This is a genomic window from Providencia sp. PROV201 (genome assembly GCF_028479545.1).
Lineage (GTDB): Bacteria > Pseudomonadota > Gammaproteobacteria > Enterobacterales > Enterobacteriaceae > Providencia > Providencia huaxiensis.
This window is the reverse complement of the sequence record NZ_JAMPNW010000004.1, coordinates 228,141-244,399: the sequence shown is the minus strand read 5'-3', so window position 1 is coordinate 244,399 and position 16,259 is coordinate 228,141. Positions and strand designations below refer to the sequence as shown.

Genomic DNA, 16,259 nt, shown 5'->3' with positions numbered 1-16,259 from the left:
CAGGCCGAAATATGACGAGGATTTTTAGAACCAAGGAGCTTGGATCATAACCGCTCCATAAAACAAGGCTCGGCCGGCTAACTCTCCGCTAAACATCGCCAACATTATCAATACAATTAAGACTACGGACGGTCGCTCCTTATATGCTTTCATCACCATAATACATGGCAATAGCATACTCATCACAACTTGCCACCACAGAAAATAACTTCCACCTTGGCTTGCGGGTAACTGTAAGCGAATAACCTGCGCGATTAATACCAATGCAACACCTATCAGCACACCTACTTTAATTGTCGATGGTAATGGTTTGCCTTGACTGATAACAAATAAGGCCACTAGACTAAAACCAAGGACAATTGCACTACCTAGAAACGCAATTTGTGTTGCTGGTGTATGCCATAATGGGTGAGCGACCATTTGGTAATAGACTTGTGCGGTGACAAGTATAGCGGCTAACCCACCGACCCCACTTAGCCAACCTAAAATCGTATTGCGTGTGTTTACCGTGGGTTGTAACCAGCAAGATAGCGCCCACAACGTAACAATTCCATTTAATAGTACAAATGTCACTGCCTCGCGACTTAGCCATGAATGGCCTAGCCCCAGAACGGAACGATAGGCTTCGAGAGGCACACCCAAGTGCCCCATTGACATCGTTGACCCGACAACTTCAATCAGCCATATCAATAACACTGCACGACGTAATACAGAACCTGATAATAGGTATTCTTGACTGGCTTTCATTTGGTAAATGGTTAATGCGAGAACAGCACCGACTCCCCATTGGCTCATTACCGTGAAAAATACCAGAGGGAGCTCCATATGTTTAATATCCATGATCAGTCCTCCATCCCAATAATCACAATATTTGGATGACTAATTGTGTGATCGGGCATGTTATAACGTTGCTCCAGCACCGCCCAGTTTGTCGTATGCTTTTTACGTAGTTCAGAAATATCACCAAACTCAATCGCACCTGTCGGACAAGACTCCACACACCTTGGCAGTAGGCCTTCATCTAACCGCTCTGCGCACATATTACACTTACTGGTTTTTCCTTCTGCTGGGTCAAAGACAGGGGCATGATATGGACAAGCCATGATGCACATCTGGCAACCAATACATTTTTCATGGTCTTGAACGACGATGCCATCTGCCCGTTTGGTATAGGTGTCTGCAGGGCAAACTTTTAAACATTGTGGGTCATCACAATGATTACAAGACATCGTAATGAATGCTTGGGTATTCGGTGAGTCATCATTAAATTCGCGAACTCGGCGCCACAACACTCCCGGTGGAGTGACATTTTCAGATTTGCAGGCCATTGAACAAGTGCGGCAACCATAACAATCTTTTGTATTAATTAAAAAACCATATTGTTTAATCATGATTAAGCCTCCCTTCTGACATCAACCAATGTACTGTTACAGCAATGCCCAGTGCCTAAATGTTCAACTTGGTCATTCGTGACATGGCTGCTACTTCCCCCCTGCTGTTCCCACCAGCCGTTATCTAACGAAATTACGCCTTTTTTAATATGCGTAGTTACCACCGCAATGGCTCTGTGTTCCCCTCGGTCATTAAACGTAACCGCCCATTCTCCATTCTTAATGCCTCTAGACTTAGCATCTTCTGGGTGAATTAAAACATTCGGCTGGTTTCGTTGTACTTCAAGGATCCATTCATTCATTCCATGACTTGAATGCACGCTACGCGCTAACTTGCGCTGAACCGCCATCAGCGGGTACTTTTTGGCTAATTCAGGTGAACCTTTAACAGACTCCGTCACTTGGTAGTAAGCGACAACAGGTGAAAAGTTTTTCTTTTGCCAATCTTCAATAAACAGATGAGCTTTTTGGGTTGATGTCCTAAAAATACCGTCTTTGAATGGTATCCAATCCCCCTCGACTGGGCGCACAGGGCCCTTTTCTAACATTTGGCGCGTAATACCAGAGCCGACTAAACAGGCGTCAATATAGTGCTCTATTGGTTTATTGAATACCTCACCAAAACCAAAACGTTCCGCTAATTGGGCAAAAATCCAATAATCGGGTTTTGCTTCACCAGCTGGCTCAACCGCTTTTTCCATTAATTGAACATATTGGCTACGGACACCCGCCATCAAACTGGTATCTTCAAAAATAGTGGTCACCGGTAAGACTAAATCTGCATATAACGCCGTCGAACTCATTAAGTTATCAGCCACCACAACAAATGGCACTTTCTTCAGAGCCTCCCGAACCTTATTCGTGTTCGGTAATTGGGTCATAACCCCCATCGTCATAATCCACCAGAAATTAATTGGATGCGGTTTTTCATTGACGATAAAATCACCAACTTTCGCGACAGGAATAGGCGGAATATTTTTCACATTCGGTGCGGGGGGAACGATTGGACTAAATTTAGCCATTTGCCGAGCACCACCTGCATCACAAACGCCTGCGCCACGCTTACCAATATTTCCAGTGAGTAAAGCGAGGTAGAACTGGCTAGCGGCAACATAAGCCCCATGCTCGGTACGCTGAGCACCGGACATGTTTTGTACAATCATGGAAGGCGTAATGGATGAGTAATCACGAGCAAGGCGAACAATCGTTTCCACTGGTACGTCTGTTTCTTCACTGACGCGAGCCACATCCCAACCTTTAGCTTGCTGATAAATTTGCTCAAATACTGTGGTGTAACCCAAGTTATCGGGAAGTTCATGCTGGAAAAGTGCCGGTTTAATACCCGGTGAATCATGACGAACTAATTGTTTGCTTAATATATCGAAAACTAAATAGCTGTCTTTATCATCTTCATTTTGCCTAACTTGTTTTTGGTCTGTATCAACCAAATAGACAGCACCGGTATGAACCCTGAGAAAATTTTCATCTATCCGGTTTTCTTCAATAATAATTTTAATCATGCCTAGAGCAAGTGCGGTATCTGTCCCTGGAATAATCGGGATCCACTCATCGGCTTTTGCTGCGGTTTCATTAAAGCGCGGGTCAATAACCACTAACCGAGCGCCATTTTTTCTTGCTTGGTTATAATTTTTAAAATAGGCTTGCATCGTAACCGCTGGGTTATTACCCCAACACAGGATATAACGGCTATCTGCTATCGTATCGCGGGTATCAGCATACCTCAGGCCGAGCATCGGGATCATTGCGGCTGTTACAGCAGAACAACACAGTGAGCCTGCTTGTTTCGTTGCCCCACCTAAATAATCGAAAAACGCCTTCCCCATGTCATTTTTAATCGAATCCATATTTCCGGCATGAGTAGAAATGAACAACCCTTCATTTCCATATTTATCGATGGTCTCTCTAATATTTTTTTCAATAAGATCCAGTGCCTCATTCCAACTTATTGGTTTGAATTCGGCTTTACCTTTTTCACCTACTCGCAGTAATGGTGTTTTGACGCGTTGATCATGGTAGACCCATTTAGTTCGGCTCATACCTCTCAAGCAACATTTAACATTAAACCCTTCCGTTGCTTGAATTTTCATCAGCTTACCTTGGTAGGTATATGCGGTTAGGTTGCAATGCAAACACTCCATTGCACAAGTTGAACGAAATGTTTTGTAGTCCGACAGTTTTAGCCGCACTTTGGGTAAGGGTTGATTACTGTTACCCTGTACATATGAACAGGGTGCAATACTTGCCAGCCCAACAACACCAAGCCCTTTGAGCAGGGTTCGGCGTTTTAAACGTAGTGAATTTATAGTTTTCATTATAGTAAACCTCGACATTGCCTCTATAAGTACACTATATATATACTCCATTCACCAAAGATGAACTTGAGTAGCATCAATAATTCTATCTATTTATAGGTAATAATGTGCTACCGCTTTAGGGTTATCTTTTTTGCTTTATCGGGTCGTTAGCAGCACAAGGCAACTCATGGTAAAATATAACGACTTGTTAAACTGAGGTTTATGTATGTCTACTTTGCAAGGTGTTAATTCTGTTGATATAGCTGTAAGCATTTTAAATTATATTGCTCAAAATGGGGGCATTGCGCGCGCAGCGGATATTTCAAAAGGTTGTGATATATCGAAAAGTCGTCTACATAAATATCTCGTTTCACTATGTCGTACACAAATGCTGTACCAAGATATTCAAACTAGTCGTTATGGATTAGGTCGAAATTTAGCCTTCCTAGCCAACTTTGTTGAATCTGAGGACTCTTATATCGACACCATTAACAATGGTTTGATTCAATTTCGCGATGAACAAAACGTCTCAACGGGCATTGCTACCCGCCTAGGGAAAGCACTTTCTTTAATTAAATATAATCGTAGCTTCAAAAATATTGAAATTGACTTTTTGCCTAACACTCCATTACCTGTCGTGAAAAGTGCGGCTGGGCTAGTGTATTCCGCATTTGATAGCCAATTTGGCTCGAACTCATATTCACAAGACGAGATTAATAAAGTTATCCAACAAGGCTATGCTATCCGTTACCAACCGACAGAAGGTATTCCCGGCGCACAATCTATTGCTTGCCCTGTATTTAACAGCGAAGGCCAGCTTGTTGCAGCTGCAGTGACGATGGGATTTATTGCAGAAAATGAAATGGAAAGGTTGGCAACTTTATTAATCAAACAAGTTAGCCGGCTAAATTTATAATAACTACACCTGGCCGATACTATCGACCCAAGCTATAAACTATAGTTCAAATCAACGGTTCCAAATAAACCAAACAAATAAAGCCGAGGTTATCTCGGCTTTATGAATTCATTACTTCACATCGATACGAGGCAATTCGCCCATTTCTTTGAGTTTTTTAGATATTTCACGACGCTCTTTAGAAAGCTCTGCGTTCTTAATAATATAATCATCGACGCGATCATCATAATCGCTACGCATGTTCGCAATAATTGCCTGAATATCTTCAATCGACATGCCTGGTTTTATATATTCACTCAAGTTATCCAGCAGTAAAACACGCTTCTGGTTATCACGAATTTTTTTCTCATTGTCGGTAATTTCACGACGAATTTTATTTTTGCGACGAAACATACGCACAAATTCCAGAACATTTTGGAAAGACGGCTTGTTAGCGTTGTCCATGTTTAAAACCCTCTAGTCAATATTCAAAACGCATTATCTATTAACACAATACATTCTAATCCTATCGTGTTACAAGCCCGTTTAGCATATTTATCAAATTATTCCGCTGAAAATTGATTTCACTTTATACTTTTACGTCCAAATTTTCGGAGTGACCTTCATAAAATTTATTTATCTGATCTTGCCCTTTGATTTCTGGATCACCAGCGCCATCACCTCTGAGACAAAATGCAGATAATATTGTCGTAATAATCACAAATGTACCCATAACGAGATAGGTATGAGCAAAACCAATTTTATCATACCCCCAGCCTGCTAATGGGGAAAAAAGACTTGCAACGACAGAACTCATGCAACTAAAGCCAACTAAATAAAGTGTCGATGACAAACGCTTATCAAAATGAAGACTGTTATATTTAAAAATTGCGACTAAAAGAATTGGGAGTTCAACGGCATGCAGTAATTTCATTATCGATATCATAATTGCGCCATCAGCTAAGCCTGAACCAATAATCCGTAACGCCATGACTGAACTCGCAAATAATAACCCATTTTTAGCACCGATGCGGTTGACGATAAATGGCGCTATGAACATGCCTCCCGCCTCTAAGAAAACCTGCAATGAATTTAGATAACCGTACATCTCATTACCTAATTGTTCACTTTGGAACTGATGAACAAAATACACCATAAATTGCTGGTCATAGACGCTGTATATGCAGGTTCCAAATACAAATAATATTAAAGCCCAAAATTGAGGCTGCACAAATAATTGTAAAGCATCTTTCACCGTTATGACGGAAGGCTTACCGTGTTCAAGACTATTATAAGCATCCGTATTTACTGTTTTTAATTTCAATAAAATAACTAAAAATAATAAGCCTGAAACGGTTGCCATAATAAAATTGTAGTCGGGGTTTACGTTAATATTACGTCCAGCAAAAAACGTTGCAGTCGCCCAACCCAATGAGCCCCACATCCTCGCTTTACCATATTCAAAATTGCATAATCGGCTGACCCGCTCAGTATAAGACTCAAGAACACCTATCCCTGCGTGAAATGTCATACCAATAAACAAACCGCCAATAACACTGCCTAAAAATACATTCCATTTTAGCAACGTACCGAAAACCATAAAAAATGGCCCAGATAAAATCAGCAGTACAGCAATAAATAGCAGTAAATTTTTTCGTAATCCTAATTTGTCCTGTATAAATCCATAAAGTGACTGAGCGCAAAGCGCCACAATTGAAATACAAGAGAAAATAAACCCCGTATCTGCACCATCTAAGCCAACATATTTACGCAGCCAAATTGCGACGACAGAAAATATTGATGACCACGTGAAAAAGAAAAAAAACAATAATGCACTCAAAGAGGCATAATACTGTTTTACTCCACGTTCCATATTTCATCACCTGCCAAAAATTATCCTGATTAAGCAGCTATCAATCTCACTCGCTCAATATCAGTTAGCGTTGGTTTAGCTTTCACAGTAGATAAGGTATCATTAATCAACAATGTATAGTGATACCAATAAATTAACCACTATCAACCTATTATATAACCATCAAAATGGTGAAAACGTTGCAAGATAATAAAAAACAACCTTCATTCTTTATTCATGACTATGAAACCTTTGGTAAACGCCCTGCTCTCGATAGGCCTGCACAATTTGCCGGCGTTCGTACCGACCTTGATTTTAATATCATTGAAGAACCTGAGGTTTTTTATTGCGCTCCGGCTGATGATTATTTACCACAGCCTGAAGCCGTCATGATCACAGGGATCACCCCACAGGTGGCATTATCTCAAGGCGTTAATGAAGCCGAGTTTGCTAAACGAATTCATGCAGCTTTTAGTGTCCCTAATACCTGTATTATGGGTTACAACAATATCCGTTTCGATGATGAAGTTACCCGTAATATTTTTTATCGAAATTTTTACGACCCATATGCTTATAGCTGGCAACAAGGAAATTCACGTTGGGATTTACTCGACACTCTGCGTGCCTGTTTTGCACTTCGCCCTGAAGGTATGCAATGGCCAGAAAATGAAGATGGCCTACCAAGTATGCGCTTAGAACATTTGACCAAAGCAAATGGGGTTGCTCATGAAAATTCTCACGATGCAATGTCTGACGTTTTAGCCACTATTAACATGGCAAAACTGTTGAAAGCTGCTCAACCGCGGATGTTCGACTATTTCTATCAGTTAAGAAATAAAAACAAAATAAGCCAACTTATTGATATTGTAGAAATAACGCCATTAGTTCATGTGTCTGGTATGTTTGGCGCATTGCGTTCTTATGTTAGTTTAGTTGCGCCTCTTGCTTGGCACCCTGACAACAAAAATGCCGTCATTATGTGTGATTTATCTGCCGATATCTCACCATTAATTGAGTTAGATGTTCAACAGTTACGTACTCGTTTATATACACCTAAAGCCGAACTGGCTGGCGAGTCCCCTGTTCCTGTAAAATTAGTGCATATTAATAAGTGCCCTATTTTAGCGCCAGAGAAAACTCTGCGGCCAGAAGATGCGCAGCGAACCGGTGTTGACCGTGACTTGTGTATGCGCAATTTGGAAACCTTACGCAAGGCTCCTGACATTCGTAACAAATTAATTGAGTTATTTAGCGAGCCTCAAGTATTCGCAGAGTCAGATGATGTCGATACACAAATTTATAATGGCTTTTTCAGTCCTTCTGACCGCTCAACTATGGATATTATTCGTGAGACATCCCCACAAAACTTGCCTGCATTGGAATTAAGTTTTGAAGATAAACGTATGAAAGAACTGTTCTTTCGCTATAAAGCACGTAATTACCCTGCGACGCTATCTTATGATGAGCAGCAACGCTGGTTACAGCACCGTAGGGATTACTTTAATGAAGAACGTTTAACAGACTATATGCAACAAATACAGCAACTACTTGTAGAACATCAACATGATGAAAAGCGTTGTCAGCAATTAAAAGCATTGATTAATTATGCGAGAGATCTCGCCAGTTAATTTATCAATAAAAAAGGCAGATATTGTACTATTCCCAATATCTGCCTTACTTCATTTATATAGTGAGTTTATTGCTGGTCATGAGTATGACCACAGCCACAATCTCCTTCCCAATTTTTCCGTTTAGTTGTTTTACCTAAACCTGGGTTCATTGTGTTTGTTGGGTCAGATTGCTTATAGAACGATTTCAGTTGTTCAGGGGCTTTATACAAATGCCCTACGTTATGCTCTGCAGGGTATTGAGCGCCTCGTTCATCTAACAACGCTAACATTTTTTCTTTTAGCTCTTTCGGATCTACGCCTTTCTTCAATACATAATCCTGATGCATAACATGGCACATAAAGTGGCCACAATATAATTTATGAACTAATAGCTTTTCAATTTCTGGGGGTAATGTTTCAAACCAGTTTCTATCATTACGACGTAATGCGATATCAAGGGGTAAAACATCTTCCACATCTTTGTTGTGAACAGCATGATAACGAACCGCAGAACCCGCGGCAGCAAAACGGTGTAAAAAAGCTTTCGCTCCCTCTTCTGGCGTACATTCAAAATAGCCGCCATCTGCGTTTGAAAAATAAGATTTTAGCCAAACTTTAGCTTCATCAATGCCGTCTCCAGCCATTTTCAACATTAAATGGTGTTCGTAACGATCACGGAACTCTTTCATGCGAGGCGGTAAGTGGGAAGGCCATAATTTACTGAGAACCTGCATGGTACGGTCAATCAGATTTGATGGTAGGAATGGGACTTTATTTAATACTGCATCAATACGCCCTTTAATAGTGAAAAACATTGGCATTTTGTCAGTGCCGAATTTATCAATCATTAAAAAGGTGTCTTTACCATAAACCTCTGCAATATCGAAGCAACCACGATGCATATATTCCCCCGCTACTGGCAGGTTTTTAAACTCACTCAGAATATAGCGACGTATATCTTCCAAAACATCTGGATTGTTAGAACCAATATAAAATACTTGTGTTTTTTTATCTGCAGGGAAGGTATCTAAGCGAACAGCAAATACCGCTAATTTGCCAGCGCACCCTGACGCTTCAAATAGGCGCCGTTCATCCGCATTGAAACGTGACGGTGTGTCTGCATCAACATCACGAACACGTTCTGCATATTCATGGTCAGACGCTAGTTTATCGCTCACTTGCACGTCTTCGCTGCTATAACCACGATTTTGTAAATTCGTCAGGATCTCTTCTGGCGTATTCCCCAAATCAATACCGAGGTGATTGACAAGCTCTACTTTGCCATCATCATTCACTCGGCCATAGAGAGCAAGTTCAGTATAGGCAGGGCCTCTGCGCACCAATGAACCACCAGAACTGTTACAAATACCACCAACAACCGAGGCACCAATACATGAAGAGCCAATCAAAGAGTGCGGCTCACGCCCTAATGGTTTTAGAATTTTTTCCAGATCGTACAAAGTACTTCCCGGCATCGCAACAACTTGATTAAACTCCGGTAAAACTTGAATTTGGTTTAGTTTCAAGGTGCTAATGATGACGATATCGCGATCATAATCATAACCACTCGGAGTTGACCCTTCGGTTAACCCTGTATTAGCTGCTTGCATCAGCACAATTTTGTCTGCTTCAACACACGCCTTGAAGACATACCACTGTTCGAGCAATGTTGTTGGAAATACAACTGCGATTGCATCGCCCATACCAGAGCGGAAGCCTTTACGATAACGTTCTGTTTTATGCGGCTCTGTTAAAATATTTTTTTTGCCAACAATATTCCTAAGCGTCAGTAATAACCGTTGATTCTCAGGTTTCTTTGCATCATTCATTTGCGTGCCTTATTAATCGAATACGTAATTATCATAGTTATACATTATGTGTTGTAACAACAATATCACATAATATTATGATGTTAATAGGCTACACGCTTTATCTTAAATAATTCTTAACGGGTAAAAAAATAGCGCCTCAAGGGCGCTATTTTTAAATCTAATTCTGAACATATTCAAAGTCGAATTCTTCAGTATATTCAAAATAGTTCGTGTTGTAGCAAGGCGCCGAGCAAAACGCAGCTACGGCGCGAAATAGGAAGAATTATGAAGAACTATACGTCGCTCATCTGCGGCATAGGCCGCTTAAACATGCGTGTCAGCACCGCCATATAGACCAAACCAACTGCTGTCCAGATCAACCCATAAACCATTGAGTCTTCTTCAATATTCAGCCATAACACACACACTGTTAGCGTACCAATAACAGGCAGGATCAAGTAGTTTAGGATATTTTTGAAGCCAGTCATTCGACGTTCACGAATAAAGAATTGGCTAATGACAGAAATATTCACGAAGGTGAACGCAATTAGCGCACCAAAGTTAATTAATGCTGTCGCAAAATCCATTTCAAACCAGATAGCGCCTAATGCCAAGAAACCAACCAGTAATACGTTGTATGCCGGGGTGCGCCATGTTGGGCTTACGTAGCCAAAGACTTTTTCTGGGAATACCCCATCACGTCCCATCACATACATTAAACGCGCACTACCTGCATGAGCGGCCATGCCTGATGCTAATACGGTAACACATGAGAACACCAGAATGATTGACTGGAAGAATGTACCAGCGACAAAACGCATAATATCTGGTTGTGTTTCGTTTATATTCTTAAAGCGTGATACATCAGGGAAGTATTGCTGTAAGAAGAACGAAACAGTAATAAAGATAACCCCACCGATTAACGCAGTTAAGAAAATAGCACGAGGAATAACTTTACCGGCATTCGGTGTTTCTTCTGAGAGTGAACTTAACCCGTCAAAACCTAAGAATGAGAAACAGAGGATTGTTGCCCCAGCAATGAGTGGGATCATTTCCGTTTTTTCATTAGCAAATGGGTTAAAAGTCCAGATTTCTCCCGTTCCTTCACCGTTAGAAACACCGTGGATCACAAGCCCTGTAAACACCACCATGACACCCACTTGAATAATAGCAATGACGGTACTTAAGTTTGCAATCACGTTAATCCCACGTAAGTTGGCTGCAGTCATTAAAATAACCAGCCCAACAACGAAGATTGCAGGTTCTACATTAGGGAAAATATCTTGTAAATAGATTTTAGCCAATAAGATGTTGATCATTGGCATAAAAATATAGGACAACAATGATGTCCAGCCCACCAAGAAGCCAATATGTGGACTCATGGATTTTTGGGCATAAGTGTACGCTGAACCGGCTGATGGGAAACGTTTCACCAATTTACCGTAGCTCAGTGCAGTAAACAGTATCGCAGCAAGTGCAATAATGTATGAAGTTGGAACATGTCCACCGGTTTTATCTGATACCATTCCGAAGGTATCAAATATCGTCATTGGCTGGATATATGCAATACCAATCATTACCACTTGCACCAATGTTAAGGTTTTTGCAAGTTGTACGCGGTTATTCGCACCCGTTTGATTGTGACCGATGTCTAATGGAATTGGCGTATTATTTTGCACGTCTAAGCCCTCCCATAACTTTCGATTGCATACTACTTCGGCTTAATCGACAGTTACTGGGAAGACTTTGCATCTGCCTATAGGCAGAGAAAAACGAAGAAAGGGAGAAAGGCGTGTGAGCGAAGCCACCGAGAGCCCCGTAGTCATCGATACGGCAGCCGCCAGCGCCTGGCCCTGCTGCGAATGCGAAAAAGTAAGCCATAAAAGCATTCCTCAAATCGGTAGCGAAAAATGTTTGCTACACGTAAATATTAAAATTATCTCTCCGGCTCTATGTCCGGCCCCGCTAGAATGAACGTTCCTAAAAACAAAAAAACCGATGCTTTATTTAATTAAGCATCAGTTATTTTTTAGTTCGCGCATTTTGCACGCCATAACTCGAAATAGCAAGCTAAATTGTTAACAAATCACCCTATTTCCCATGAGAAATTTTGATTATTTCTGACTTTTTGCCATATCTGCTTATAAGTTCTTTTTCTTATGATTTTTATCAGGTTTTAATCAACAAAAAACCCTTTGGTGAGAGCCAAAGGGTTTGGGTTAATCGAGATTATTTTTTCGATTAGAAGTTGTAGTTGATACCGATATTGTAACGACGGCCTTCTAATTCAGCACCGTAAGTCGCATTATCGATACGGCGATCTAAGACGTTATAGACACCACCAACAATGTTCGCATTCTTGTTAAGCTGATAACTCGCACCTAAATCAAATAAAGCATAAGATGCTGTACCACTTGCCATTTTTTGTCCACGGCCTTGGTACTCAGAGGTTTTACCACGGAAATTCATACGCGTCCACGTTTCTAAATCTTCAGTGGTTTGCCATGTCAGTGTGGAATTAGCCATATGTTTAGGCTGTTTATTTAATGGCTTACCTTTATTTACACCACTTTTTTGTTCAGTATCGGTATAGGTGTAGTTAGCTGCGAAGCTTAAGTCATCCACAATACGCCAGTTGAAAGTTAGTTCAACACCGCGCATTCTTGCTTTATCAACGTTTGCTTTGTCACTAATAAAACGATATGGTTTTCCAGGTTTATCACCTTCACCATCTTGAGCTACTGTACATGCTCTTACTGTGCTACTATTTTCTTCACAACGCCTAACTTCAGTAATTTTATCTTTAAAGTCAGTGTTATAGATAGTTATCCCTGCGGTAATATTATCCTGGTTATTCCAAATAACACCAATTTCTTCAGTAATACTTTTCTCTGGTTTCAAATCAGGATTACCATAAATAACGGCATTTCCTGCACCACCGCCTGTTGCTTGTCCCCAGTTTGCGGACGATTCGCGCAAGCTTGGTGCTTTATAACCTGTAGTTACCCCACCTTTAATCGTCCATTGTTCATCAGCATGCCATACACCATACAGACGCGGAGTCCAGTGTGAACCATAGTTTTCGTCTTTATCCATACGAAGGCCACCCGTTAATGCAAAATCATTAGTCATTAACCATTCATCTTCTGCAAATAACGCCCAGCTATATCGTTCAAGCTGATTATACTGTTTAAATTTATTACCTTCGTCTTTCAACTTCTCTTTACGATATTGACCGCCGATACTTAAACTATGATCACCCAGTAAAAAGACACTTTGATTACGGAAAACAAGGTCTTCAGCCGTCATTTTACGGCCTGGGTTTTTTGTCTCATCGTATTGAACATAGGTATCTGTTGATGCAATATCATAAATACCCGTATGGGTTAATGCCATATGAGTCAATTCATATTTGCTAAAACCGCTACCGTCACCTCTTTTGCTGGTATAACCTTCACGGTCATCACGGTGTTGGTTATCACGTTTGAACTCTGCATCGAAGGTATTTTTGTCATCTGGAGTTAACGATACCGTTGCTCCACCACTTGCCATGATTTGGCGGTTAAAACCATTAATGATTTTATCTTCACCACGATGTGAATACTGGCCTTGTAGTTTTACACCTAACAAACCATCAATTAATGGACCAGAGGTATAGAAACTGCCTTGCCCTGTATTACCTGAATTTTTGCGTTCTGTAATTGTGGCATCTGCTCGTAAACTGGTCGTCCACTCTTGTTGCACACGACGAGTGATAATATTGATAACCCCACCCATCGCATCTGAACCGTACAGCGATGACATTGGGCCGCGTACCACTTCAATACGCTCAATCGCAGGTAATGGCGGTAACCAACCTTGCTCAATACCAGAACCGTCACTATTTGGACGAGTGCTGCGTGTATCTACACGTTTACCATCGATTAAAATCATGGTGTATTTTGCATCCATACCACGGATGCTAATATCAGAGCTACTGCCGCCACCGGTGACCAAAACACCCGGTACATCTTTTAATGCGTCAGTTACATCACGATAAGCTTTAGTTTCGAGTTGTTCGCGAGTTACTACAGAAATAGACGCAGGTGCATCTTCAATTTTCTGTTGATAACCTGATGCGGTTGTAACATAGATTTTATCTTTACTGTCATCAGCAAATGCAGGTGCCGCAGCGATAGCCGCAATTATGCTAATTGCCACTTTTCTTTTATTAAAAACAACCATTCCCAACTCTCCAAGAGATATTTTGTTTTATATATGAATTGATTTGCTCACATTGATTTCATTGAATCAAAAATATCATTTTTATTATTTAGGCATTTAAATACCCATAAGAAATTCATGGTAAAAAACCATTATATAATTCAATTAAATTTCCTGTGGGTAATTACTATTAATTAATATTTAATTTGTTTATTTTTGAATATTGTTTCCTATTATTTTATTTGATGTGCTTGCTGTGTACTGCAAGCACATCATTTTCTTCGTGATATTAACTCGCCAGTTTATCAACCAGCCCATCAATCAGGACTTGTGGAACACCTTGCGAACAACGTTCGATGCGACCGCGTACACCATAAACCTCAGCAAGGCTTTCGGGTGTAATGACCTCTGCAGGTTCGCCTTGTGCAATTAAATTACCCTGTTTCAACATTAATATGTGTTCTGCATGTTTAAGCGCAATATTAATATCATGAACAACCACAACCGTGATTATATTTCGGCGTTTGGTTTCTTTCGCCACTAAATCCATCACATGGTATTGGTAATTCAAATCCAATGCACTTAACGGTTCATCTAATAACAATAAGTTGGGTTGACGAATTAAAGATTGAGCCAAACCGACTAATTGTTTTTGCCCACCAGAAAGTTGGTCTAAATAACTTAACGCCAAATGTTCAATACCCAATTGGCGTAATAACCCCATCACTTCGTCTTTACTGTTTTCATTGCTTAAACCGCCTGAAGCACGTTGAGCAACAATAACAGACTCGAGAACATACAGGTGCACACCAGCAGGTAACGTTTGCGGTAAATACACCACATTTTGTGCCCGCTGGGCAAAACTCTGTTGGGTTAAATCCAAACCATCAAGTAACAACTGCCCTGTTGCCTTATTTAGACCCGCCAGCGAACGCAACAACGTGGATTTACCACTGCCATTAGGCCCAAGTAATACCGTGATCTTGCCGCGAGGCAAAATGTCCGTCGATAAATTTTCAATCACCGGGCGTTTTGGGTAGCCTGCATTAAATTGATTAATAATCAGGCCACTCATGATACGTTCCCTCTATGACGTAAAATAATGCTTAAAAAGAACGGTACCCCCACTAATGATGTCACAATCCCAACAGGAATAATCACACCAGGAATAATATTCTTCGACGCAATTGACGCCATTGATAAAATTAACGCCCCAATTAATGCACTTGCTGGTAGATAAAAACGGTGATCTTCACCAAAAATCAACCTTGCAATATGCGGTGCGACTAAACCAATAAAAGCAATAGGGCCAACAAATGCCACCGCTAAAGCCGATAAAATACTAATACGCAATAACGTTGTTAGCCTTAAACGACGCACATCAATACCAAAACTGATTGCCCTGTCCTCGCCCAACCTTAAAGCCGTCAGTTTCCATGAGCTCATCATGGCAATCGGGAAAATAAGTGCGAACACTAGCGCCATCACACCCAGTTTTACCCAAGTTGCTTTTGATAAACTCCCCATCGTCCAAAAGACTAAACCTTGCAAGGTATCTTCCGTCGCGATGAATTGCATCATAGAAACCAATGCATTAAAGGTGAACACGAGAGCAATACCAAACAATACGACACCTGAAGTTGCTACGCGCGTCCAACGGGTTACTGCGTCTAACATCAAAGCGGCTAACAACGCAAAAATAAAGGCATTCGCTGATATCACCCATTGGTCAGGCACACCTGGAATTGCAATGCCAGAAACAATCGCTAATGCGGCACCAAAAGCCGCTGCATTAGAGACCCCTAACGTAAATGGGCTCGCTAACGGGTTATTGAGGATCGTTTGCATCTCTGCGCCAGCAAGCCCTAATGACATGCCAATCACCACTGCCATCAACGCATATGGCAGACGAATATCCCATACGATGACGCGTGTCCCTGCATCAACGGCCTCTGGGGTCACCAACGTTTGCCATAAACGCTCAAGAGATAAACCTGATGGCCCTAAAGTAAAATCAATAACCAGTGATAATAAAATTGCCGCAACGATGACCGCTAGCCATGTCAACCGACGACGTAACATATTTTGATAATGTATTTTTACATTATCGTCAGCCTGGATCGCGGCTTTTTCAGCCGCAACTATTGGCTCGCTCGTAATACTCATCAATTCTTACCCGTCT

The 16,259-nt window shown here is 41.0% G+C and carries 13 protein-coding genes; 2 read left to right on the top strand and 11 right to left on the bottom strand.

Annotation, left to right across the window (positions count from 1 at the left end; genetic code table 11):
- Positions 1-24: 24 nt before the first annotated feature.
- From PR809_RS05605 to PR809_RS05595, 3 genes are read right to left on the bottom strand one after another with little or no spacing between them, the layout of a single operon-like run.
- Positions 25-840: a dimethyl sulfoxide reductase anchor subunit family protein gene (locus PR809_RS05605; RefSeq protein WP_206276657.1), complete on the bottom strand. Its 816-nt coding sequence runs from the start codon at positions 838-840 to the stop codon at positions 25-27.
- A gap of 2 nt (positions 841-842) precedes the next feature.
- The gene (locus PR809_RS05600; RefSeq protein ID WP_206276658.1) at positions 843-1,391 is read right to left on the bottom strand and encodes a 4Fe-4S dicluster domain-containing protein; all 549 of its coding nucleotides are present in this window, start codon (positions 1,389-1,391) and stop codon (positions 843-845) included.
- Between the two features lie 2 nt (positions 1,392-1,393).
- Positions 1,394-3,724, bottom strand: coding sequence for a molybdopterin-containing oxidoreductase family protein (locus PR809_RS05595; protein WP_206276659.1), 2,331 nt, complete (start codon positions 3,722-3,724; stop codon positions 1,394-1,396).
- 208 nt (positions 3,725-3,932) lie between these two features.
- On the opposite strand from PR809_RS05595, the gene PR809_RS05590 reads away from it, so the two are divergent.
- Positions 3,933-4,622 (top strand): helix-turn-helix domain-containing protein, encoded by a 690-nt coding sequence (locus PR809_RS05590; protein ID WP_166264637.1) that lies wholly within the window; start codon positions 3,933-3,935, stop codon positions 4,620-4,622.
- A 111-nt stretch (positions 4,623-4,733) separates the two neighbouring features.
- Here the strand turns inward: PR809_RS05590 and tmaR are convergent, their stop codons facing one another.
- Together tmaR and PR809_RS05580 are read right to left on the bottom strand one after the other, a co-directional pair.
- A complete protein-coding gene (gene tmaR, locus PR809_RS05585; RefSeq protein WP_004253179.1) occupies positions 4,734-5,066 on the bottom strand; it encodes a PTS system regulator TmaR in 333 nt (110 codons plus the stop codon).
- A 124-nt stretch (positions 5,067-5,190) separates the two neighbouring features.
- Positions 5,191-6,474, bottom strand: a complete 1,284-nt coding sequence (locus tag PR809_RS05580) for an MFS transporter (protein ID WP_206276660.1) — start codon at positions 6,472-6,474, stop codon at positions 5,191-5,193.
- Between the two features lie 167 nt (positions 6,475-6,641).
- Here PR809_RS05580 and sbcB point away from each other — a divergent pair, with 167 nt between their 5' ends.
- A complete protein-coding gene (sbcB, locus tag PR809_RS05575) occupies positions 6,642-8,081 on the top strand; it encodes an exodeoxyribonuclease I (RefSeq protein ID WP_422121500.1) in 1,440 nt (479 codons plus the stop codon).
- A gap of 68 nt (positions 8,082-8,149) precedes the next feature.
- Here the strand turns inward: sbcB and dld are convergent, their stop codons facing one another.
- From dld to PR809_RS05545, 6 genes are all read right to left on the bottom strand, one after another.
- A complete protein-coding gene (gene dld / locus PR809_RS05570) occupies positions 8,150-9,892 on the bottom strand; it encodes a D-lactate dehydrogenase (protein ID WP_166264633.1) in 1,743 nt (580 codons plus the stop codon).
- A 275-nt stretch (positions 9,893-10,167) separates the two neighbouring features.
- A complete protein-coding gene (locus tag PR809_RS05565; RefSeq protein ID WP_102137708.1) occupies positions 10,168-11,553 on the bottom strand; it encodes an APC family permease in 1,386 nt (461 codons plus the stop codon).
- A complete protein-coding gene (locus PR809_RS05560; protein WP_004253162.1) occupies positions 11,543-11,755 on the bottom strand; it encodes a hypothetical protein in 213 nt (70 codons plus the stop codon). The genes PR809_RS05565 and PR809_RS05560 overlap by 11 nt, the downstream gene beginning before the upstream one ends.
- A 360-nt stretch (positions 11,756-12,115) precedes the next feature.
- A complete protein-coding gene (locus tag PR809_RS05555; protein WP_206276662.1) occupies positions 12,116-14,098 on the bottom strand; it encodes a ligand-gated channel protein in 1,983 nt (660 codons plus the stop codon).
- A 268-nt stretch (positions 14,099-14,366) separates the two neighbouring features.
- Entirely contained in the window at positions 14,367-15,155 is a 789-nt protein-coding gene (locus PR809_RS05550; protein ID WP_102137706.1) for an ABC transporter ATP-binding protein, read from the bottom strand.
- Positions 15,149-16,243, bottom strand: a complete 1,095-nt coding sequence (locus tag PR809_RS05545) for a FecCD family ABC transporter permease (protein ID WP_102137705.1) — start codon at positions 16,241-16,243, stop codon at positions 15,149-15,151. Before PR809_RS05545 ends, PR809_RS05550 begins: the two co-directional genes overlap by 7 nt.
- Positions 16,244-16,259: the final 16 nt, after the last annotated feature.